This window comes from Aliagarivorans marinus DSM 23064, assembly GCF_000429485.1.
Classification (GTDB): Bacteria; Pseudomonadota; Gammaproteobacteria; order Enterobacterales; family Celerinatantimonadaceae; genus Aliagarivorans; species Aliagarivorans marinus.
The window spans coordinates 34553-57973 of sequence record NZ_KE386909.1 but is presented as its reverse complement, the minus strand read 5'-3'; the positions used below and the strand labels follow the sequence as shown (position 1 = coordinate 57973).

18 protein-coding genes and 1 pseudogene are annotated in these 23421 nt (G+C 50.2%); 11 read left to right on the top strand and 8 right to left on the bottom strand.

Translation table 11 applies throughout. From position 1 onward, the window contains the following. Positions 1 to 7: 7 nt before the first annotated feature. The 5 genes and pseudogenes from G461_RS0119885 to G461_RS0119865 all read right to left on the bottom strand — a co-directional run. Positions 8 to 418: a hypothetical protein gene (locus tag G461_RS0119885; protein ID WP_157360375.1), complete on the bottom strand. Its 411-nt coding sequence runs from the start codon at positions 416 to 418 to the stop codon at positions 8 to 10. Beyond that, the gene (locus G461_RS0119880; RefSeq protein ID WP_026973161.1) at positions 415 to 2724 is read right to left on the bottom strand and encodes a hypothetical protein; all 2310 of its coding nucleotides are present in this window, start codon (positions 2722 to 2724) and stop codon (positions 415 to 417) included. The genes G461_RS0119885 and G461_RS0119880 overlap by 4 nt, the downstream gene beginning before the upstream one ends. Next, on the bottom strand, positions 2717 to 4429 hold the full coding sequence (locus tag G461_RS0119875) for a hypothetical protein (RefSeq protein ID WP_026973160.1): 1713 nt from the start codon (positions 4427 to 4429) through the stop codon (positions 2717 to 2719). The genes G461_RS0119880 and G461_RS0119875 overlap by 8 nt, the downstream gene beginning before the upstream one ends. Continuing rightward, the gene (locus G461_RS0119870; RefSeq protein WP_169727281.1) at positions 4410 to 5690 is read right to left on the bottom strand and encodes a site-specific integrase; all 1281 of its coding nucleotides are present in this window, start codon (positions 5688 to 5690) and stop codon (positions 4410 to 4412) included. Before G461_RS0119870 ends, G461_RS0119875 begins: the two co-directional genes overlap by 20 nt. Before the next feature lie 145 nt (positions 5691 to 5835). Continuing rightward, positions 5836 to 6159 (bottom strand): annotated as a pseudogene (locus G461_RS0119865) (MFS transporter); the annotation flags it as partial. 174 nt (positions 6160 to 6333) lie between these two features. Between G461_RS0119865 and G461_RS0119860 the strand changes: the two are divergent. Beyond that, entirely contained in the window at positions 6334 to 6597 is a 264-nt protein-coding gene (locus tag G461_RS0119860) for a DUF5062 family protein (protein ID WP_026973157.1), read from the top strand. Between the two features lie 12 nt (positions 6598 to 6609). Here G461_RS0119860 and pdxR read toward each other — a convergent pair whose 3' ends face one another. After that, complete coding sequence (gene pdxR, locus G461_RS0119855) at positions 6610 to 8031, bottom strand: MocR-like pyridoxine biosynthesis transcription factor PdxR (protein ID WP_026973156.1); 1422 nt, start codon at positions 8029 to 8031, stop codon at positions 6610 to 6612. 105 nt (positions 8032 to 8136) lie between these two features. Here pdxR and G461_RS0119850 point away from each other — a divergent pair, with 105 nt between their 5' ends. From G461_RS0119850 to mgrA, 4 genes are all read left to right on the top strand, one after another. Further along, positions 8137 to 8856, top strand: a complete 720-nt coding sequence (locus G461_RS0119850) for a GNAT family N-acetyltransferase (protein WP_035480910.1) — start codon at positions 8137 to 8139, stop codon at positions 8854 to 8856. A 30-nt stretch (positions 8857 to 8886) separates the two neighbouring features. After that, the gene (locus tag G461_RS0119845; RefSeq protein WP_026973154.1) at positions 8887 to 9339 is read left to right on the top strand and encodes a GNAT family N-acetyltransferase; all 453 of its coding nucleotides are present in this window, start codon (positions 8887 to 8889) and stop codon (positions 9337 to 9339) included. A 74-nt stretch (positions 9340 to 9413) separates the two neighbouring features. After that, complete coding sequence (locus G461_RS0119840; protein ID WP_026973153.1) at positions 9414 to 10667, top strand: sensor domain-containing diguanylate cyclase; 1254 nt, start codon at positions 9414 to 9416, stop codon at positions 10665 to 10667. A 192-nt stretch (positions 10668 to 10859) separates the two neighbouring features. Then, positions 10860 to 11882, top strand: coding sequence for an L-glyceraldehyde 3-phosphate reductase (mgrA, locus tag G461_RS0119835; protein WP_026973152.1), 1023 nt, complete (start codon positions 10860 to 10862; stop codon positions 11880 to 11882). Here mgrA and G461_RS0119830 read toward each other — a convergent pair. Next, positions 11868 to 12545 carry an SDR family NAD(P)-dependent oxidoreductase gene (locus G461_RS0119830; RefSeq protein WP_026973151.1) on the bottom strand — a complete coding sequence of 226 codons (678 nt, stop codon included), beginning with the start codon at positions 12543 to 12545 and terminating at the stop codon, positions 11868 to 11870. The genes mgrA and G461_RS0119830 overlap by 15 nt on opposite strands. Before the next feature lie 258 nt (positions 12546 to 12803). On the opposite strand from G461_RS0119830, the gene yegD reads away from it, so the two are divergent. Together yegD and G461_RS0119820 are read left to right on the top strand one after the other, a co-directional pair. After that, complete coding sequence (gene yegD, locus G461_RS0119825; protein WP_026973150.1) at positions 12804 to 14174, top strand: molecular chaperone; 1371 nt, start codon at positions 12804 to 12806, stop codon at positions 14172 to 14174. Positions 14175 to 14261: 87 nt separating this feature from the next. Beyond that, entirely contained in the window at positions 14262 to 14648 is a 387-nt protein-coding gene (locus G461_RS0119820; RefSeq protein ID WP_035480907.1) for a cupin domain-containing protein, read from the top strand. Between the two features lies 1 nt (position 14649). Here G461_RS0119820 and G461_RS0119815 read toward each other — a convergent pair whose 3' ends face one another. Further along, positions 14650 to 17502 carry an HD domain-containing phosphohydrolase gene (locus G461_RS0119815; RefSeq protein WP_169727280.1) on the bottom strand — a complete coding sequence of 951 codons (2853 nt, stop codon included), beginning with the start codon at positions 17500 to 17502 and terminating at the stop codon, positions 14650 to 14652. Positions 17503 to 17896: 394 nt separating this feature from the next. Here G461_RS0119815 and mglB point away from each other — a divergent pair, with 394 nt between their 5' ends. The 4 genes from mglB to G461_RS0119795 all read left to right on the top strand — a co-directional run bounded on the left by mglB (position 17897) and on the right by G461_RS0119795 (position 23410). Further along, positions 17897 to 18868 carry a galactose/glucose ABC transporter substrate-binding protein MglB gene (gene mglB, locus G461_RS0119810; protein WP_026973147.1) on the top strand — a complete coding sequence of 324 codons (972 nt, stop codon included), beginning with the start codon at positions 17897 to 17899 and terminating at the stop codon, positions 18866 to 18868. Between the two features lie 52 nt (positions 18869 to 18920). Continuing rightward, on the top strand, positions 18921 to 20432 hold the full coding sequence (gene mglA, locus G461_RS0119805; RefSeq protein WP_026973146.1) for a galactose/methyl galactoside ABC transporter ATP-binding protein MglA: 1512 nt from the start codon (positions 18921 to 18923) through the stop codon (positions 20430 to 20432). Between the two features lie 11 nt (positions 20433 to 20443). Then, a complete protein-coding gene (gene mglC, locus G461_RS0119800; RefSeq protein ID WP_026973145.1) occupies positions 20444 to 21478 on the top strand; it encodes a galactose/methyl galactoside ABC transporter permease MglC in 1035 nt (344 codons plus the stop codon). Positions 21479 to 21673: 195 nt separating this feature from the next. Then, positions 21674 to 23410, top strand: a complete 1737-nt coding sequence (locus tag G461_RS0119795) for a methyl-accepting chemotaxis protein (protein WP_051333713.1) — start codon at positions 21674 to 21676, stop codon at positions 23408 to 23410. Positions 23411 to 23421: the final 11 nt, after the last annotated feature.

The following is a 23421-nucleotide window of genomic DNA, read 5'->3' as shown; positions in this document are numbered from 1 at the left end:
CCAGTTGCTAATCAATCTCTTTAAATAATGATTCGACATGAAGATTTGGTATGGAATTAGCGTTAACAATTACCCTTTGAAGAATTTCTTGAGCTAACTCGTAGTCAGCCTTGTAGACATCTCTCTCTGCCTGACATTTTTCTAGTTTTTCTCTTAGGTCAGATATCGTATTGGCACTATCAGTTGTTATTAGAGTATCATTTATATTAAACACACCTTTTCCAAGGCTTTTTCTGTCTATGAATGCTTCATATATTTTAGGGTAGGTGTTCATTATTGATACTTTTGACACGGTAACGCCTAGATCATTTTTGAAGGCTTCCAGCATCGCCTTCCATGAAATAGATTTACCAGGCCACGAAATAACTAGAGCTCTTGCTTTACGCTCTTGTTCTGGAGTGAATGCTCTATTACTCATATAGATATACCATTAGCGCTCAAGAAATCACTTAGCTTACTCTCTGTTCTTTTCTCTGAATTGAATAGTTCCGTAATCTTATCATCCAGTTGCTTTTGATAGTTAGGGAGGTCAATAGATATTCCATTTAGACTTTTCCTGTTGACTATGTCATACAATTGAAAGCCTACTGTCTTTTTATTTAACCCTGTGAATCTAATTAAAGTACCGTCAGGTATTTCCTTTGATGTCATTAATTTCAAAAGTTCTTTATAGAATCCAAGGTTTTCAACCTTTTGAATAAATTGAGCTCTAGAAAGCTCACTTTTGTGCAAGTTTCCTCTATTGAGAATCATTTCAAGTCGATTCCTCTGTTGCTCAATATCAGTTTTCATAGCTTCAATAGCGCGTTTACTACCCTTACAGAAAGCTGCTTTAGTACAATCAACGCAATGATATTTGAAGTCGGACAGATGTGTACAAGGTGATTCAGATAAGTCCTGTGTGCATATACCAACACCAGTATCGGAAGCAGATCTATTTGTAAGCTTGCAATACTCTTCAGCTGTTATCACATTGCCTTCTATATGTGAAAATTCATCTTTACCATTGAGGTGTCGAGAAGCTCTAAATGCAATTTCATCTACAGTTAAATGATCGTAATCTGCGTTTGATTTTACGCTTACTCTTCCCGAAGCAATCGCTATATGCTCGTCACTTACTCCGGACTCTTGGTAAATTGTGTTGCTATAGTGTCTAATCATGTGTGGAGCCACACCATACTCTTCTGCTGAGAAACCATTTTCAGTAAAATACCGACCTAAATTTCCTTTTCCACTAGCTGAAATTGCGCCCCTAAAAACATCACCATAATCTGTAGTATCGATTGCAAACGGAGAAGTAGACATGACCCATGAGCCCTTAGAATTGAGCTGATTTCCTGTAAAAATGGTAAGCGCATCTTTCAGCAATACTTTGTTTTCATTGCTATGGATTCTGTATGGGAAATTTGGAAGGTTTCTCTTTATGTGAGCAATCCACTCATCTTGAAGATCGCCTACAGTTGCAGATTGTACTATTTTGCGCCTTTCTTGCCTGTTATAGTTCCCAGGGGCTACACCTATGAGAGCAGAAGCTTGAGCCATTGATTGGATCTTTGTTTTGGGATTAATATTTAGCGGGTAACCCTTAACATTTTTCAACTCGTCAGTTACTTCCTTTGACACATTGTCAAACAAACCTAATAAGTGAGCTATTTTCCATAAATCTAGAGGCTTAGACTTGTCAACTTCTTTCCAGTCTTCGACCTCTATACCAAACATCACTTCAGAAGCTGAAAGCTGCGGATTTTCGTAGAACCGAGCAAGAGCTCTAGCCGGGTTCCCTGCTTGAACTAGGAAGTTCAATGATTTTTCAACGAATGGTATTAATGGACCGTGAACATGTTTGTTATTTATTTTAAAGCCTTTTGAACCAGGAAAAGTAAAACAAAATACCTCTTGACCGTTACTAGATTCTCGGCTAGAGAGAGCATGAGTGTTTAAATATGGATTCTCGGCAGCAAATCGTTGCGTTGCAGCTAGTGACATCATATATGAGCTAGCAACAAATCGATTTCTTGTGTTATCAAAAATGTCAATTTTATCTTTTTCAGAAGGCATTACTTTGTGAAATATCGTCAAAGCAACTGCAATATCATCATTGCTGGGCATCTTTTTTGACTTGCGTCTTACTACTTCTTGAGTTGTACGCTCTGATGATAGGGATGCAACTTGCTTAAATTTGATATTTTCGTCAATTGCGCCTATTGACTGAAGCGTTCTTATTGCTCCGAGTATTTTGGTTTCTTCAGCATATTCTGAACCTGGTTTAAGGCTTCTATCCATAAGCCAAGACATGAACTTGCTATGTTTAGATGGTGTGTATTCATGTATCTTTAACGACTTTTCTTGCATCCATCCCAGCCACTTCTGAAAATAGTGACAGTGTTCCTTAGGGACAAACTGATACCCTTTCTTCTTTCTATCCTTCTCTATCTGAATTGTTAGAGCTTTACATATATCAGCGTAATAACTTGAAAGAAGGAATTTGCATTTATTGCTAAGGTTTGCAAATTGCTCAGCATTTTTTACCATTTCATTCGGATAAAGGTATCTATTATAAATAGATATGGATTGTCGCTTCTTATTCTTTGATTCGTAAAAAAAGAAATTTTGCAACCAGTTTGCATTTGTTTTACTACCATCATTGCGGGAAAAGAAAGGGAACTCTAACTTCTTTTTCTCTTCAACAAAATTATAAAGAGCATTTTCGTAGTGATTAAGCATCATTATTCTCGTCAGAAACACTTTCTAGAGCTTTTACTGCGAGATCGCAATAGTGTATGGTAATTTTAATTTTCTTCATTTGGTGTTCATACATTGCTAACTGTAGACCAGTGAAGCCAGCCTCCTTTTTAGCGTCATACTCTTTTTTTACAATCCCTAGATAGTACCTATGATTACCCTCTGCTAAAGGGTGGAAACTATGACAGCCGTAGCATGATATGGGTTTTGTCTTAGAGCACCCCCTACACATCGGTAGTGATGCTGATTTACCAAGATTTCCTGCCTCCAAGTCTTCAATCACCGCCTCATTCTCGTCTATGCTCGTGGATACACGGTTCTTTAACTCTTCAGAAAAATGGCCTGAAGCCGCCGCGACTAGAAATTCAGAGTCACTCCTCTTGATATCCATTTGCGCTTGCACATCAGCAGGAAGATCAATATACGATTTCTTTACAGCATCAAGGCTTGAATGGGTTAAGGATATCGAAATTTGTTCTACAGGAGTTCCTCGGCTACTTTGCACTGTACCCGTGTAATGTCTCAGCCTCCTTGAATTCACCTTATATTCTGATGCTGGCAATCTGTCTGACTCTGGTTTTAATTGAGCTACACAGTTATCTATCAAACGTTTGGCGTAACTTTTACTTATTAACCAGGATTTACTTAACATTGCTGAAACGTAGTCTTTTTTGTTGACATGCCTTTTGGACTCTTCAAAAATAGAATCGTTTATTATTAGAGGGAGACTACTCATCAAGTCAGTGATTTCATTTTCGCTCATGGAGAATTCTGACTTTTCTATGCTTTCCTTTAACCAGTAGAAATACTTCTCATAGTGGATTTTCAATTCACGTGAAAATTCTATTGAAACAGGAAATGGGTCAGCGACTGGCCTATATACCTCATCATCTTGCTGTTTGATATATCTCGGGTAGAAAAGCCCTTCACCATCAAACAAAAACGGGTCTTCCTCGGAGGATGAGTTTTTAAAATGAGACCATAGAGATATCTTTATTTGTTCTGGTCTTAAGTGGAAGTTAATAGCCATGCGCATACCAATAAATTGGTTAAGTTTTCCCACATAAGTAATCTTACCAGCCCCTTTTCCAAAACTCTCTCGCCATTTCGTAAATTTCGCCTCGTCGAGCACGATTTCTGACCACTCATTTAGTCGTGTTACAAGGTTCACCATTTCATATCGGCTTAAGGCTCCTGTTCTAATATCCCAAGGGTTTCTTTTGGGGTTCTTTATGACGTAGCTTTCCAGCGCCTTCCTTATTGGATTGTATTTACTTGGGTATCGAGTGGATAAAGCCGTAAAAAAGGCTTTGACACTTGTTTTTTGAACTATTGTTCCATCCCCTTTCATCACATCCTCTGCACCGATTAAATCTAGGCTTTTAAGAGGAACCTTCACGATGGCATAGAGCATATTGTTAACTGTTCTTCCTTTACTTGCTAAGAAAGCTAGAGTCTTCCTTACAATAGACTGCTCTTCGAAGGAAAGGATAGAATTATCCAGAGAAGATATATCAACGTAATCAGTTGAGTTATTATTGCTTTTTATCTTCCATCTGGCTCCATAAATATTATTATTGAAATGTTCGCCTGTATCTTTGTCTGTCACAATGAAAATAGCATCAGCACCTTGTTGCTTTTCATTGAGGAAGTTAATTATTGATGTGCTATTTTTTAACTTTTGCACTATATAACTCCTTCTGATGCTGCAAGTTTATTTCAGCCATTTTTTTCACCGTTTGCATCCTTGCGTATAACTGTCCCATGTTACTATCTCGAGACCAGCCCATACTTTCCTTAACTATCTTGTCTTTATCTGAGTCATCTAACTCATTAGCCTCACAAATTCTTTCAAAAATCTTGTGCCAGTGGTAACGAAGCCGATGAGGATGTATGTGAAAGCCTAGAACCTCTGAAAGTTTTTCTAGAATTTTGTTGTAAGAGTTGAGGGACAGTGGATCGCCTGCGTTATGGTTTTCACCTGATTTCTCGGCTATAAAAATGAATTCATGCTCATTGGCCGCTTTATATCTGACTCTTGAAGATTCATAATAGTCTTTGATGTCTAGCATTAATTCCTTGGGTAGAACTACTATATGCTCTCTAGTCTTATGTGATGCTTGGCGTTTGCGGGTGTCTGTTGGGTCATTAGGTGTTCGCGTCACAAAAACCTTATTACAATCCCCTGAGAAATCCATATTGCTAATTTTGGTTTTTGCTAAGCCAGAGCGACGAAATCCACCCCTAATTAACATCCAAACAATTAGAAAGTTGCGTTGCTTACTTTGTTTGAATGGATTTTCTGGGTTATCAGGTCTGATGATATTTATCAGCTTATTAAATTGTTCTTCTGTAAGTTGCTTTTCAAGAACATTGGCGTGGTCATGAGCTTTAGCACGTCTCTTTTTTTCACTACGAAGAGTCGCAAGAATCTCTGAGTAGGATTCATTCTGCTGATGCGTAGGCTTTTTGATATGATACTTAAATAAAAACTTTATGTAGTCATAAGCGGCTTCTATGCGCCGATTAAATGCTGATACTCCTACTGCCTGTAGCTTGCTGTTAGTGCTGCTATGAATAAGTCGATAAACCGTTTCTTCGTTTACTATTAACGGTCTTATACTTGATCTGTCTTTGATTCTTGCCCTTACGAATTCTTCAGCTTGGTCAGTAACAAAATTCGACGCTTGGATATATAAGTTAATTTCCGCCATTGTCGGAAGTTGACCATTAGAAACCATAGTATCTAGGTCGACTCCTATGATGGACATCATGTCAATAAAGTAGGATAGCGCGTAGACCTTTGCTTCAATCGTTGTATCAGCAAGAGAGTCCAATGAACGGATGAAGAGAGTTCGCTCAACGCCAGGGAAATGAGCTCCATCCAATAGAGCGAACAAGGATCTTCCATTGCTTTTTGAGGTTCTGAAGAACTTAAGCTTAGACACTGAGACCTTTACACCTTGATGCTATTCAATATTATCAAGAGTAGTAGAGCAATTTTCGGCGTCAAGGTAGATTTTGTATTTTATTCGAATAAAAGCAGTTGGTTAGTGGCTTTTTAACCTTTACAAATTAGAATGGTGTGCATTTGTAATGAAAGCCGATGGACATGAGCACCGTGGTGAAATATAGCCCCGCCACTGAGGGAAACAGCCCGGTAATAGCGATCCCTACAGCCAAGGTAAGCAGGCTTATCAGCGCCAGCCGCTGCTCTTTAATCAGCAGTAGTGCGAACACCACGGTAAAGGCAAGAAAACCCGGCACTTCGCGCAGGCTCTGCAAGATACCGATTTCGCGGCCGGTAAAGTTGGCCACATCGATACTGAAGTTATTGATCAGCACCATCCAAACCGAAAAACTGAATGGCATCACAAATGCCATCAATAACAATAAGCGCTGCTGTTGCTGTTCCATTGCCTTCATTGCTGAGCTTGGCCTCCCGCCAAATCCGTATACCCGAACAACCTCAAGATGCAGGATTCAGAGCATCTTGAGGTTGCTCGAGTATTTTTTATAAAAATGTGCTGCGGCGTGACTTAGCAAGCCCGGCAAAATCGGTTAACGTGGCTTAAAAAAGGAGTCGTGACAGTGAAAACCTATAAGCACGAAGCACAGATGTTGAAAAAAGCCCTGCAAGTGGGCGAGCTATACGCCCAGCAGCGCGGTTTTGCCAAATTCCCAGCGGGCACCTCTGAAAAAGATAAGGTCGCGGCCATCTACATGCTGCTCGCCGAAGATAAACAACTTACTCCCCTGCCCAAAGATAAGCAAACCGGACCCGAAATGCGCCACAAGCTGGTGCTGTGGCTGGCTAAACAGTTGCCCGAAGACCACCACCTGCTGGAAACCTAATATCAGCCTGAACTAATCGGCTGAGCGACACAGCTCAGCCAACGTCGCCACCGCCTCGCCAAGCTGCACCTCTGAGGCGGCTGAATAGCCGAGCAGCAAACCCTGCCTCCCCTCACCATAGAACTGTTTTGACAGCGCCGAGGCGTGGATCCCCCACTCCTTCAGTTGCGCTTGCAGCGCTGAATCGCTAAGCCTTAGATGCTTCGAGGCGTACACCGGCATCACCATGCCACCTTCAGGTAGCACTGGCTGGAAGTACTCCGCCAGCTGCGATTCGATCAACTGATAAAGGTGGTCGCGGCGGCGCTGATAGAGGCGGCGCATCCGCCGCAGGTAGCTGTGAAACTGTGGCTCGGCGATAAACTCCGCCACCACCGGCTGCATCGGCACCGAACACAAGTTCCCAAGACGCGACTGGGCTGCAGTAAAGCGCTCCACTAGCGGCTCAGGTACCAGCAGATAACCAACCCGGAGCGAGGGGAACAGCACCTTGGAGAAGCTGCCAGCCAGCAGCACCGAGGAACCTGTCATTTGCTGGCTCAGCTGCCACAAGGTCTCGGGTGTGCTGCGCCGGTAGATAAATTCGGCATCAAAGTCATCTTCCACCAAATAAGTGCCACGCTCGCGCGCGTAGCTTAGCCACGCCATGCGCCGTTCTCGGCTCATCAGCGTCGAGGTCGGATACTGCTTGGCCGGGGTCATCCACGCCAAGCGGCAGGGCTCTGGGGCTAGTTGCATCCCCTCACCGTCGACCGCGCAGGGATGTAGGTTGGCGCCATGGGCCAACAGTCCTTGGCGTAGTGGCGGGTAGCAAGGGTCTTCCAGCGCTATGGGGTCGCCACGTTCTAGCAAGGCGGCATAGATCAGCGCCAAGGTGTCGCGGCTACCGGCAGTGACAAACACCTGCTCCGGTCGACATTGCACACCGCGTAATCGCAGGCTGTAGTCGCAGATCGCTTGTTTTAGTGGAAGATAGCCACCCGCCGGGACCTCGCGCAGCATCGTCAGATCGGGCTTGGCCCATACCCGGTTCAGGCAACGCCGCCACAAGGCAAAGGGGAACTGCTCCAGATCGCCACTGCTGGCAAAGGCAGGGTTTGCGTGCTTGGCTGGTGAAGTATGCACATGACTTGCCGTCGACTGGCGCTGGGCTGACGATGCTGCCGCAGGCACCGCTGCCACATAGTAGCCCGAGCCAGGTTGTGCCCGTACCAAGCCCTCAGCCACCAGCACCTCGTAGGCGTTTAACACCGAGGTACGCGATACCCCGAGCTGCTCTGCCAGCTTGCGGGTAGCCGGCAGGCGGCTATCCAATGCTAAACGTTGCTCGCTTATGAGCTGGCGCAGTTGCTTGGCAAGGCTTAGATAGCGCTGCCCTCGCGCCACATTGTTCAGGCGCAGGTTGAGCAGTGCCAATGCATCGTTAAAAGCCATAATTGGTATGCTTTAATTTGATCAAAGTGGTTATTTTTAAAGTACCAAATCAACTCTAGCATGAGTATCTAAACACCGTACTTCACAATAGAAAGAACAGACGCCATGCACAGCAACAACATTGATACCCCTTCATCATCTTTGCCCATCGGTGAGCCCCTGCCAAACTGGTCAAGCGCATCAGTCCCCAGTGGACAAACACTTAACGGCCGCTACGTAAGGCTTGAGGCCATCGACCTTGAGCGCCATGCCAACAGCTTGTACGCCGCCTATATCCAAGATACCAACGCCACAACCTTCACCTACCTAAGCTATACCCCTTGGGCAGACTTCCCGCAATTCCAGCATTGGCTGGAGACACTAAGCCGAAGCCAAGACCCGCTGTTTTACGTGCTGGTTGATCAGCAAACAGACAATGCTCTGGGGCTGGCCAGTTATTTGCGGATCGACCCCGAACAAGGCGCCATCGAAGTCGGCCACCTGCACTTCTCGCCTGCCTTGCAGCGTTCACGACTGAGCACCGAGGCGATGTATCTGATGATGCGCCACGCCTTTGACGAGCTTGGTTATCGCCGCTATGAGTGGAAGTGCGACAGCTTGAATCAGGCCTCTCGCAATGCCAGTGAGCGCTTAGGTTTTATCTATGAGGGCACCTTTCGCCAAGCCCGGGTATATAAGCAGCGCAACCGCGACACTGCATGGTTTTCGATTATCGATAAGGAGTGGCCCGCGCGTAAATCTGAGCTAGAGCAGTGGTTAGCGCCAGATAACTTCGACCAACACGGACAGCAACAGCGCAGCCTCAAAACAATTCGCAACGGCTAACTCTCAGGCTCGTCTAAACAAGGAAGGCCTATGACTATCACAATTCGTCAGCCACAAGCCGAAGATTGGCCGCAGTGGCAGCAGCTATACGCGCAGTACGCGGACTTTTATCAGGTTGAGAGCACTGTGCAGATGCGCGCTAAGGTGTGGGACTGGATTGCTGATCCAGGCAAACCCTTTTATTGCCAAGTGGCGGTAAATCGGCAGCAACACATCCTTGGGCTCATTCATTATCGCAGTATGCCCTCACCGCTGCGCGCCACCGAGGTGGGCTTTCTCGATGACCTGTTTGTTGCGCCCGATGCCCGCCGCCAAGGGGTTGCCAAGGCGCTATTGCTCGCCCTGCAACGCGAGGCTATCGCTCAGCAATGGCCTTGTGTACGGTGGATTACCGCCCATGACAACCATACCGCGCAGGCACTCTACCAACAGCTGGCAAGCAAGACCCATTGGCTGACCTACCAAATGGATCCATCGGCATGAACTTATGCTGATAATTTGAGCAAGTAGCTATGGCTGCCTAGACTTGCTACTTAAGTATTAGATCTGGGCAACGCATGGAACCATTCGATACCTTTAGCAGTTTTTATGGCATGGTCATCCACCGGGATTTCGAACCCCTGTACGTCGACGATTACTATGCCCGGGTGTTTGGTTACCGAAGCGCAGAAGAGATCATGTCTCTGGGTAGCCTGCTGCCTCTGATCGATGAAAGTGACCACATCGAGGCAAAGCGCGCTTACCAAGCGGTGATGGATGGCGAGGAGCCGCCGCGTAGCCGCATCTTTAAAAACCGCGATAAACACGGCAAGGAGCTCACGGTACTCACCGTAGACCACATTACCGAATGGGGCGGCCAGCCGGCTTTGCAAATCTCCATCGTTGACCTGAGCGCGCAAATCGATGCCAGCAAGCGCCTCGCGGCCAGTGAGCAACGTTATCGGGCGCTACTAGAGAGCTCGCTGCAGGGCATTGTGGTACATCGCAACTTTACCATCTTGTTTTGCAACCGCGCCGCCGCCGAGCTACTTGGCTACGACGACGATGCCACCTTGATGCGCATCTCCAGCATCAAGGATGTGTTCTTACACGAGCAGCAGCCGCTTATCGAGCAGCAGTATCAACAGCTGATGCGCAAGGGAGAGGCGATCAACGAGCAGGTGCTGCAGCTGCAGTTGGCCGATGGCTCCCAATGCTGGGCGCAGTTGTCTCAATCGCGGGTGCTATGGGGCGACGAAGCGGCGGTGCAGATCCTGATGCTCGATTACAGCGAGCAGTACTATCGCCAGCAGCAGTTGGAGCTGCGCGCCAACTACGACAACCTGACCTTGCTGATGAACCGCTGGGCGATGACCACCACCTTGCAAAAAGAGTTCTCGCTGTGCCGCAAGATGCAGCGCCCCTTGTGCGCCCTGCTGTTGGATGTCGATAACTTTAAGCAGATCAACGACACCCACGGCCACAACTGTGGCGATGAGGTGCTCAAGCAACTCGCCTGGTGCTGCAAGCAGGGCATCCGCGACAGCGACCACGCTGCCCGCTGGGGAGGTGAGGAGTTCTTGGTGCTGCTGCCGTTTGCCCCGCTCGCTCGCGCCTGTGAGATTGCCGAGCAGCTGTGCGACACCATCCGCAAGCTGGAAGTATTTAACCAACATACCCGGGTGCCGCTAACGGTGAGTATCGGCGTTGCCTGCTTAAGCCCGCAGGACCACACCGCACTGAGCTTGGTGGACCGCGCCGACAAAGCGCTTTACCAAGCCAAGCATAGCGGTAAAGACCAAGTGCAAATTGCCGACGGAGACGGTGAATAAGCTTGCCCGGCGTTTCCACCAGCAAGCCAGTGAGAGCTATCTACCCAACAACAATCTGCGAGAAAACTTTCTATGTGAAAGCTATCTGTGTGAGAGCAGTCTCAGTTCACCTTGCTGATACTCGCTCCGGTCAGATAAACCCTTCACACTAGCCGGGTAAACGATTTCCCGCTTTCTGGATACCGAGGCCCCATGGATATCAACGATAAATCTGCCCTGCTCCCCTATCATGCAAATCTACAACGTTACCAATCAATGGATTACCGCCAGTGCGGCCACAGTGGGGTGCGGCTGCCGGCATTGTCGTTGGGCCTGTGGCACAACTTTGGCTCGGTAGACAGTTATTTGCAGGCACAGCATATCGCTCGCAAAGCCTTCGATCTGGGGATTACCCACTTTGATCTGGCGAACAACTATGGCCCGAGTTACGGCAGCGCCGAGCAGAATTTTGGCCGGATGTTGCATAGCGACTTTGCCAGCCACCGTGATGAGCTGTTTATCTCCACCAAGGCGGGCTACGACATGTGGCCGGGGCCTTATGGACGCGGCGGCTCACGCAAGTATCTGGTCTCCAGCCTCGATCAGAGCCTAAAGCGGATGCAGCTAGAGTATGTGGATGTGTTCTACCACCACTGCCCCGACCCGGACACCCCACTTGGCGAAACCATGCAGGCGCTGAGCGATATTGTGCGCAGTGGTAAGGCGCTTTATGTGGGTATTTCCAACTACCCGAAGGAGCTGGCCGAGCAGGCGATCCAGTTGTTGCAACAGGCGGGGACGCCATGTTTGCTGCATCAGGCGCGTTACTCGATGTTAGATCGCTGGGTGGAAGATGGACTGCTGGATACCCTAGAGCAAGGTGGTAGCGGCTGCATTGCCTTCTCGCCACTCGCCCAAGGGCTGTTGACCGATCGTTACCTGCAAGGGATCCCACAAGATTCACGCGCCGCCAAAGCCATGACCTACCTGGAAACCCAGCGGGTGGAGCAGGCACAGCCGCAACTAAACGCGCTCAATCAGATTGCCCAGCAGCGCGGTCAAAGCCTGTCTCAGCTAGCCATCGCTTGGCTTCTCAAAGACCCGCGGGTCAGCTCGGTGTTAATCGGCGCTAGCTCCCCTGCGCAACTGGAGAACAACGTTGCAGCCTTAGATAACCTGCAGCTAGCGGACGACGAACTCTCAGCCATCGAAGCCATCTTGTCACCAGGCAATTAACTGCTTGTCACGGAACAGCCCGCCGCTCGGCCCCTCAGGCGGCAGGGTCGCCAGCCAAAGTGCGGTTTCAGCTCCCTGCTGCGGGCTTCGCTCTGCTTGATCGCCGCCCATACGTGTGCGCACCCAGCCCGGACAGGTCGCGTTAATCTTGATGTTCTGGCCGATATCGTGAGCCATGATGGCGGTCAGTGCATTTAGCGCAGCCTTGCTCAGGGAGTAAGCAGCAGGTCCCGCCAGCCCCTCGTGAAATGAGCCCCAGCCCGATGAGACATTGACGATTCGCCCGTAGTTACGCGACAGCATGCCCGGCAGTATGGCCTGAGCGAGCTGAAACGCTGACCAGCAATTCACCTGCATCGCAGCTTGCAAGGTGGCCAAGTCCACCTCCATGATCCCGCCCTGATTAAGCACTCCAGCATTGTTCACCAACACATCGATTCTCGGGTGTTGTGACAGCAGCTGATCAATATGTCCAGCTAACTGCACCGGATCGCCCAGCTCCAACTCCACCGCGGTGACGCTGCCCGGGGTAGCCAGTGCGCTCTTCTGCCCCGCCGCCAAGCTGCGACAACCGAGCAGCACGTGATAGCCCTGACTGGCAAGCCCGCTCACGATAGCCTCGCCAATGCCCCGGTTCCCTCCGGTAACTAATGCAGTTTTCATCCTTGTCTCCCCAAATAGTGCGTGCAGCCCTAACAGCGCTGCCAATTTACCGTTGCCATAGCGGACCGGATTGGCTAAGCAATCCTTACCGAGAAACCGCCCCCACCAAGAACTACTATTGATTACTTTGTTATATAAAACAAACCATCGCCGCTGAGTGACCAGGATTTGAGCACTGGCAGGCATAGGGATAGCGCTTTACTTAGCCTGCAGACTTGGTTACTCTGCGCGGCTTTTTGCTAAACAGGGCGCGCATCCATGACCACCTCATCCATCGCCGGTTTTGACTTCGGCACCTCCAATTGCGCGCTGGGCGTTGTTGACGCTCAGCAGCCTCGCTTGTTGACCTTGCCAGAGCATGGCCAGTACATGCCTTCAACCATGTTTGCCCCCCATGCCGATATGATTTCCGGCTGGCTGTTTCGCGCCCTTGAGCAGCACGGGCTAGAGCAAGCTTACCAACAAGCACGCAGCGAGACCCTGAACAGCAGCTTGCGCGCCATGCGTGAGCTAAAACTGGATGGCTACGGCGACCAGCTCAGCTTCGGTAAGCACGCCCTGCATGAGTATCTCGATGACCCTGCCGACTGTTACTACGTGCGCTCGCCTAAATCTTTCCTAGGAGCCTCCGGCCTGCCTGAGCGCCAGCAGCAGCGTTTTGAGGATATCTGCGCGGCGATGATGCTACACCTTAAGCAGCACGCCGAGCAGGTTCATGGCCAACGTCTAGAGAAAGTGGTGATCGGTCGTCCGGTTAACTTCCAAGGGCTGGATAGCGAGCAGAGCAACCAGCAAGCGCTGGCCATTCTCACCAAAGCCGCCAAGTTTGTTGGTTTTAAGCAGGTCGAGTTCCTGTACGAGCCGATGGCAGCAGGTCTGGCCTATCAGCACCAACTGAGCGAGGAGCGCAAGGTGATGGTGGTGGACATCGGCGGTGGTACCAGCGATGTCTCGATGCTCACCATGGGCCCCGGTTATCTGGACAGCCATGACCATCAACAGCTGGTACTGGGCTACAGCGGTGAGCGGATCGGCGGGAACGACTTCGATATTGCCCTGAACATGGAAGCGCTCATGCCCGAGCTAGGCGCTGGCATGACCCTTAGCAGTGGTCGCAACGTGCCCGGCGCGCCGTTTTGGGATGCCGCCGCAGTGAACAACTTCCCGGCGCAGATGCAGTTCTACTCCAAAGAGACCCGCTTGCTGATCCAAGAATTGATCAAGCAAGGCGCTGCGCCACTGAAGCGCTTGCAGACCTTGCAACAAGAGCGCATGACTTACCAGCTGAGCGCTTGTGCCGAACAAGCCAAGATTGCTCTCAGCCAACATGCCACCAGCCAAGTCGAACTGGACTTTCTCGATGATGGCCTCAGCACCGAGGTAAGCCAACAACACTATCAGCAAGCCTCAGACAAGCTGCTGAGCAAGATCATTGGCTTGGCGGATCAGGTGGTCGCTCAGGCCGGTTGCCAGCCCGACCAGCTGTTCCTTACCGGCGGTAGCGCCAACTCACCACTGGTTAAGCAGGCTCTAGAGCAGCACTTCAAGCTACCGATGATCAGCGGCGATAACTTTGGCAGTGTTACCTCGGGGCTGGCATTGTGGGCAGAGCGTATCTATCAAGACTAACGCAGCTCACTCAAAGAGATTACCCGCAACGGCAGGTTGCCCGCTAAGCTAGAGGAAGCGATAGGTCCACTAGCACGGAGCGTAAGCATGCATGGCAACCTGTTCCAAGACCTCCCCAAACAGCTCGAAAACGAGCTGTTCTCCACCATAACTGACGCCAGCGGCGTTAAGATTGAGCGGATCCTCTCCCAAGGCCAGTGCTCTGAGCCCGGCTTTTGGTATCAGCAAGATCAGCATGAGTGGGTAATCGTGTTGCAAGGCGCAGCCATACTGCGCTTTGACGATGACCCCAAAACACAGCTAAAAACAACACAGCCAGAAACGACACAATCGAAAGAAACACGGCCAAAAGAAATGCGGCTAGGCCCCGGAGATTATCTACTGATACCCGCAGGAGAGCGCCACCGGGTGGACTGGACCGACCCGGAGCAGCTGACGATTTGGTTGGCGGTATTCTTTGATGATAGCCCTTAAGCTAGGCCGACTTGGCCTGAGGTAAATAGTCGCTGATATCCACCTCATCGATTTGCTCTTTATCGAGGAACTGCTTGGCATAGCTCTCGTAAACCCGCCGCTCCAGGAACAGGCGGAACAGCGCAGGGTCGATATGCTCATCTTTAGCCATAAAGCTCATAATCTTCAAGGCTTGGCTCAAGGTCTTGCCCTTCTTGTAAGGGCGGTCAGAGGCGGTCAGCGCCTCGAAGATATCCGCCACCGCCATCATCCGCGCGGTCACTGGCATCTGCTCTCGCATCAGACAGCGCGGATAGCCTGAGCCATCCATCTTCTCGTGGTGGCCGCCGGCAATCGCAGGCACATTTGACAAGTAGCTGGGAAATGGCAGCTGCTCGAGCATGATGATGGTCTGCACGATATGGTCATTAATCTTGTAGCGCTCTTCCTCGGTGAGGGTACCGCGCGCGATACTCAGGTTGTGCAGCTCACCGCGGTTGTACTCAAACTCCGGCACATTGAGCTTGAAGCCCCAAGGGTTATCCGGCTGCTCCACCGCAGATGGGGTACGCAGCTGGCAGTGTTCGTCTTTGTTATCCAGCAAGGCTTCCAGATGAGGCAGCGGCTTGGCCGGATAGGCCTTGAGGCGGTCCAGCTCAAGGTGAGAAAGCCCTAAGCGGTCATCAAGGGTGCGCAGCCAGCGCCGTTGGCCGATGGTTTTAAGCCGCGCAATATCGGCTTTCTCCATAAACTCGCCGCCCTGATTACAGTTGGCAACGAAAGCAAACTCCTCATCGAGTTCACGTAGTAACACTTCCAACTCGCGTTTGTCGGCTGGTTTGCCTTGCGCTCGTGCCTGCCAGTATTCCAGCTGGGCGTCGCGTTTTAGCACCTCAAAGCGCATCCTGACCTCATGGATGCGATCGTAGATGGTCTCGAGCTTGGTGGCCTTGTCGACCACGTACTCGGGGGTAGTGACCTTGCCACAATCGTGTAGCCAACTGGCGATATGCAGCTCTTCCCATTGATCATCGTTGAGTGAGAACGAGGCAAACTCGCCTTGGGTCTCGTATTGAGCGGCCCGGGCCAGCATCTTAGTCAGCTCTGGCACCCGCTTACAGTGCGCCCCGGTATAGGGCGATTTGGCATCGATGGCGTCAGCGATTAGCTCGATAAAGGCCTGCATCAATTGTTTTTGGGCGTCGATCAGCTGGCGGTTTTCCACCGCCACGGTGATCACCCCACTCAAGGCATTCAAAAAAGACAGACGCTGTCGGCTCAGTAAGGTACCGGGCTCACCCAGCATGACCATCAGGCCAATCACTTTGCGCTGGCGGTCGATCAGTGGGCAGATCATGGCAGAGTGCACCTGCTGCTGGTGACTTACCTGAACCATACTGGCGCGGCGGTGGTGTGACTCATTGAGCAAGCTGGCCACTAAGGGCTGACGCGCCGCCTGCACATCATTTAACTGCTCGGGCAACGCAATCTTCTCACCGCGCTGGGCTGCCAGCTCATAGCCATCTTCCTTGGCTAACCAGATAGCCCCGGTGGGCATACCAACGATTTTGTTGAGCTCATCGAGGTAGCGTTGCAGCAAGCGCTGGAAGCTGTTCTCTTCCCCCACGATGGTAGACACCTCGGCAAACTGCTCGATGGTGGCTTTCATTCTCTCGGTGGTATTACTTAGCTGGTAGATCTCCTGCACCATCGAGTCGATGGGCTTGGATTTAGCAAAGTCGAACGACATGATCGCTTCGCTCTGATCTTTGAGCAGCCGCAGTGGCTTGGAGATCATCCTCGAGAACATCCACGCGATGGGAATAGAAATCACCATAATAATGGTGGATAGCAGCATCGAGGTATCGCGAGCTAGCTTAGCTTCACCCAGCAACTCATCGAGTGGCGTGACGATACCGAGATAAAGGTCGGCAACCCCCACCTCCATCAGCGAGACATCTCCACGCCATGCCTGAGAGCCCACCTTAAGGTCAAACTCGCCGATGCGCTGCTGCTGCGCCAAACGCTGCATGACCGGCACATCGAGTTGATTGAGGTTGGGTAGCTCTTGGCGCGCCCGTGGATTATCGGCCTGCACTTCTAAGCGGCTCGGGTTACTGTGGGCCAACAAGGTCTTGGAATCGTTGTACACCACCAGCTCGGTGGAGGGCGTAAACACGTGCCGCTGTAGCAGCTTTGACATCTCCACCAAGGTGATATCAGCGCCCACCACAAAACGCTTGTCGGGGGCAGCAATGGCCAAGGTCATGCCGATGTCTTGGCTGGTAAAAAAACGATAAGGGCTGGTTACCACGATTTCTTGTTGCTCGCTGGCCAGCTGATACCAAGGGCGCTCTCGTGGGTCATAGGTGTACTCGCGCCCCAGAGGATCAGCAATAAACTGCAGGTCCTCGGTATAGAATTGGATTTCACCCTTGCCTTTCAATACTTGGTTTACCGAGTAGCGGGCTTCCAACGGCCCGCCATGACGCAGACTATCAGCCTGATCATCAAAGCGTCGTACCAAATAAAAGCTACCATTATCGAAACCGACATAGATCGAGCTGAGAAAGGGTTGCAACTCTAAGGCGTTGCTCAGCATGATCAACCAGCGCTCAGGCTTTTCCAGAAAATCTTGTTCGGTCGGTTCAATGTAGCGCAGATTCAGTACCGCAGACTGGGCACTATTTAAGGTATAACGCGTCTGATCCAGCACGTTCTCGCCAATCTCGCTGAAGATAGCGCGTTGATTTGACGAAACAATCTCGGACGTTTTCTGGTAGTTAAAAATAGCGATGATGGCGCAGGTCACCACCAGCATCAGTACCATGATGGTAGCCAGATGCAGCTGTAGTGGAAACCTAACTTTTCTCACCATATCCCTCCGTTGCATGTACCCTCCATGGACTATGCAGATTCTCTCATGGTAGTCCTATTTAACGTGTTAAGGGAATAGCTGCACTGGAAATTTCATACACGGATTCTTGATAAAAACTTGATTCATGACGCCATTTATAAAGGGATAGCGTTTACCTTTCACCCGCTTGTGAGCTGGCTCACTCTGCTAGTCAAGTGCGCGCAGAGTTAGAAATTATTGCTGAACCAAATTTTGTGACCTGAGTGTAAACGATTACCTAGTAGTGCGAATGGCCTCACATAATCGCGTATAAATTTCCCCTAGACTGCAACTGGCTGGTGCTGAAAACCTTATCAAAGCACCCCTACCTACAAACTACAAAGAAGTACAAAGACAATAAAAGGATATAGGAATGAAAAAACTGACTACGCTCGCTACGCTTGTTGCAGGGATGACGATTGCCGGTTCAGCTATGGCTACCACCATCGGCTTTACCGTGTACAAGTACGATGACAACTTTATGTCTGTAGTACGTCAAGCTATCGAATCTACTGCCGCTTCTGATAGCGACACCCGCATCATGATGAACGACTCGCAAAACAACCAATCTATGCAGAACGATCAGATTGACGTGATGCTAGCTCGTGGTGTGGATGCACTCGCGATCAACTTGGTGGACCCAGCAGCAGCGCCAGTTGTGATCAGCAAAGCGAAAATGGACGATGTACCGATTGTCTTCTACAACAAAGAGCCTTCAGCCGAAGCCTTAGCCAGCTACGACAAGGCCTACTACGTAGGTACCGACTCTAAAGAGTCTGGCATCATCCAAGGGCAGTTGATTGCTAAGCACTGGCAAGCCAACCCAAGCTGGGATCTAAATGGCGACGGCAAAATCCAGTTTGTACTTCTGAAAGGTGAGCCTGGCCACCCAGATGCAGAAGCCCGTACCTCTTACGTTATCAGCACCCTGAACGATATGGGCTATGAGACCGAGCAGCTACATCTGGATACTGGCATGTGGGATACCGCCATGGCCAAAGATAAGATGGATGCATGGATTTCTGGTCCAAACGGCAGCAAGATCGAAGTGGTTATCGCCAACAACGATGCAATGGCAATGGGCGCAATCGAGTCGCTACGTGCCGCGGGTACTGACCTACCGGTATTCGGTGTTGATGCACTGACCGAAGCACTTGCATTAGTTAAGTCCGGCGACATGGCGGGTACCGTATTGAACGATGCGCAAAACCAAGCTAAAGCAACCTTCGAGCTGGCTCGTAACCTGGCTAACGGTAATGCAGCAGCCGATGGTACCGAGTGGAAAATCGAAGAGAAGATCGTTCGCGTTCCTTACGTGGGTGTGGACGCTAGCAACGTAGAGTAGTTCACCCCTAAAGAAGCGGGGGTTCTCCCCGCTTTTTCTCTCGGAATTTGCCATGACAGATAGTAAACAGAACGAATACCTGCTTGAAATGACCGGGGTCGATAAGTCGTTCCCGGGTGTAAAGGCATTAGATCAGGTAAACCTCAAGGTTCGTCCTCACTCGATACATGCCTTGATGGGTGAGAACGGCGCGGGTAAGTCTACCTTACTGAAATGCTTGTTTGGTATTTACAGTAAAGACGCCGGCGACATTCGCTTTCTCGGTAAGCCTGTGGATTTTCAGTCTTCCAAACAGGCCTTGGAAGCGGGCGTATCGATGGTTCACCAAGAACTCAATCAGGTTAAGCAACGCACGGTAATGGACAACATCTGGTTGGGCCGTTATCCACTTAAAGGCTTGTTCGTTGATCACGACAAGATGTATCACGACACCAAGGCGGTGTTTGACGAACTTGATATCGACATCGACCCAAAAACCAAAGTGGAATCGCTGTCGGTTTCTCAAATGCAGATGGTGGAGATTGCCAAGGCATTCTCATACAACGCTAAGATCGTCATCATGGATGAGCCGACTTCTTCTCTGACAGAGAAAGAAGTAAATCATCTATTCACCATTATTCGTAAGCTCAAGGAACGCGGCTGTGGCATTGTCTACATCTCGCACAAGATGGACGAAATCTTCGCCATTTGTGATGAGATCACCATCTTGCGTGATGGACAATGGGTAAACACTCAGCCTCTTGAAGGCTTGGACATGGACCAAATCATCGCCATGATGGTAGGCCGTGAACTGACCCAGCGTTTCCCTGAAAAAACCAATGTCCCGAAAGAGACTATCCTCGAGGTTAACAACCTCACCGCACTGAATCAGCCTTCCATTCAAGACATTAACTTCGAGCTACGCAAGGGCGAGGTGTTGGGGATTGCCGGTCTGGTCGGCGCGAAACGTACCGATATTGTTGAAGCGCTGTTTGGTATTCGCCAACGCAGTGAAGGCAGTATCAAGCTCCACGGCAAGGAAGTGGCCAACAAAGATGCTCACGAAGCTATTCGTAATGGCTTCGCCTTGGTCACCGAAGAGCGCCGGGCCACCGGTATTTACGCCAACCTCGACATCACCTTCAACTCACTGGTTGCCAATGTTGAGAGCTACCGTGAAAAGAGCGGCTTGTTAAGCAACAAACGCATGAAGAGCGATACCCAATGGGTGATTGACTCGATGAGCGTTAAAACGCCATCGCACAGCACTAACATTGGCTCGCTGTCCGGCGGTAACCAGCAGAAAGTCATTATTGGCCGCTGGCTGCTAACCGGGCCAGAGGTACTGATGCTGGATGAGCCGACTCGAGGTATCGACGTTGGTGCGAAGTATGAAATCTACCAACTGATTCTTGAGCTGGCTAAGAAGGACCGTGGGGTCATCATCATCTCGTCAGAGATGCCTGAGCTGTTAGGCATCACCGACCGCATTCTGGTAATGAGTAACGGTAAGGTGGCGGGCATCGTTGATACCAAAGAGACCACACAAAACGAAATTCTCAATTTAGCGTCGCGCTATCTGTAAAGGACTCTGTCATGGACAACACGAATAACACTAAGCCCGGCTTACAGCTCGGCAGCGTAGGATTACGCTACCTCAAAGAGGGTGGGATCTACGCAGTACTATTTATCTTACTCGCAGTCATTATTATCCAGGAACCTTCGTTCCTGAGCCTGCGTAACCTCAGCAACATTCTGACTCAAAGCTCGGTACGTATCATTATCGCACTGGGTGTCGCCGGTCTGATTGTCACCCAAGGTACTGACCTTTCGGCGGGTCGTCAGGTTGGCTTAGCAGCGGTGGTTTCCGCCTCGCTATTGCAGTCGGTAGATAACGTCAACAAGGTATTCCCAGACTTGGGTGAACTACCTATCATTGGCGTCATCATCATTGTCTGCTCCATCGGTGCCGTTATCGGCCTGATTAACGGCATCATCGTTGCCTATCTCAAGGTGACGCCGTTTATTGCCACCTTGGGTACCATGATTATCGTCTACGGGGTTAACTCCTTGTACTTCGACTCGATTGGTGCGTCTCCGGTTGCCGGCTTCGACCCTCGCTTCTCTGAGTTTGCCCAGGGCTTCCTCCGCTTCGGTACGTTCAGGCTCTCCTACCTCACCTTCTATGCCATCGGGGCCATCATCTTTATGTGGATCCTGTGGAACAAGACGGTATTTGGTAAGAACATCTTTGCCATCGGTGGTAACCCTGAAGCGGCCAAGGTATCTGGTGTGAACGTGCCGGTGACTTTGCTGAAGATCTATGCACTTTCCGGTGTGTTCTATGGCTTTGGCGGTATGTTGGAAGCTGGCCGTATCGGTAGTGCAACCAACAACCTCGGCTTTATGTACGAGCTCGATGCCATTGCGGCCTGTGTGGTCGGCGGGGTGAGCTTCGCCGGTGGTGTGGGTAGTATTGCGGGCGTGGTTACCGGTGTATTGATCTTCACCGTTATCAACTACGGTATGACTTACATCGGTGTAAGCCCCTACTGGCAGTACATCATCAAAGGCTCGATTATCATCTTCGCGGTAGCCTTGGATTCGATGAAATACGCGGATAAGAAATAATCCTTAGCGAACGTTTAGCGGCCCTTAGTGGCCGCTTTTTTTCGCTTAGCCACTCAGAAATGTGATGCGGGTTAAGCAATAAACACCAAGTCATTCATATAGTTAATTAGTATCACAAAATATAGCAACCGTAGTTCCGTTGTAGACAACCGCCAACAAGAGCGGGAGCAAGTCGTTTAAGTACAAGGAATCGTTATGCAACTGTCGTTTAAGCAGCAAATTACCGCCCTCTTTCTCTGTATTGTTGTTACCACTACCTTGGTCAGTTTCTTCGCCGTTCGCTACTTCATCAGTGATTACCTACAGCGCAGCGAGCTGAACAGTATTGAGCAATCAATGCAGCTATTGGGGGAGCAAGTTCAACAGAACATTAATCAGCAGGTACTGGTCGCCGATGTCATGGATACCGGCTCCGACACCCCTGAGAACCTGCAGAACAAGACCGGCTTTGCCAACATCTATCGGGTCATCCAAGGGATGGTGTTTGGCGCACAAGGCACGGTGAACGATGAGCAAATCAGCCAAAGCATTCTGCAGCTGCTCGAAGGCGCAGGTCAGAGTATTGGGCTGGGCGCCATCGACTATCAACAAGACAGCCCACGCCTGCCGGTAGCCATCCCGGGATCGTCTGGTCGCGGCGATGTTATCTTCCTCGACCTCAGCTCGGTCCGCCAACTGGTCGACTCCAGCAGCTCGCAACTTGCCAGTTTCGCACTGCTCGCCCCCGATGGCACCGTACTCGCTGGCGAGCCAATAGCGGATCAAACTCCGCTTCAGCAAGATATTGATCTATCCGGCCAAACCTGGAGTTTGCAGGGCTATGTCAACATGCAGCAGCTAAAGGCTCAGGCTAATGCTCTTAATCGCTCGATTACGCTATGCCTGTTAATTGTTGGTGTGGTTATCGTCATCCTCACTCTATTAATTGCCCGCCTTTGTTATCGGCCCATTAAAGCGCTAAACGCACGAGTCACCGAGTTCTCCAGCGGCGATATTGACCTGAGCAAACGCCTCGATGACGGCGCCAAAGGTGACCTCGGTGAGATAGCTCACGCCATCAACCAGTTCACGCTTAACCTGCAGGGTATCTTCGGCAAGATCTCTAACTCTGCCAGCGCCCTGGGTGATAGCAGTGACAAGATCAGTGAACGCGCCAATAACAACCTGCAGCTGGTTAATCAGCAAGGTTCGGTCTGCGAGCAAGCGGTGAGTGCGGTCCAAGAGATGAGTCATACCGCCGATACTGTCGCGCAAACCACCCAGGATGCCGCCAGCCTGACCGAGCAGAGCACCGACCGTATCGACTTCTGCCAACAGTTAGTCGCGCAGTCTAGCTCGAGTGTCACCCAGTTGATGAACGAGGTTGAGCAAGTTGAGCAGGCCGTCGAGAGCTTGGGCAACGATATCAACAGCATTGTGATGGCCTTAGGCGCCATCGATAAGCTAGCTGAGCAAACCAACCTGCTGGCACTTAACGCTGCCATCGAAGCAGCGCGCGCCGGGGACCATGGCCGCGGGTTCTCGGTGGTGGCTGAAGAGGTGCGCAATCTGGCCGATCAAACACAGACCAGCACCCAAGGTATCAATGAGAAGCTGGACAACCTGCAAGGCGGTATCACTGCGGTGACTCAGGCGATGTCGGTGGCCAAGACCACCTGCGAATCCTCTAACGAGAGCAACATCCAAAGTAAGCAAAGCTTGGAGGAGATGACTCAGGTGATCGTCGATATTAATCACCTGAATACCAGCATTGCCACTGCGGCAAACCAGCAAAGCATTGCCAGCAACGAGATCGCCAAGAACATTACCACCTTGCAAGAGATCACCCACGAGGTGGAGAATAATGTAAGCTCTACTCAAAGCACCGCCAGCCAACTGGCTGAACTTCGCGAACAACTGGTGAAAGATCTCGCGGTGTTCCGTATGAACTAGCCCGCCATCAA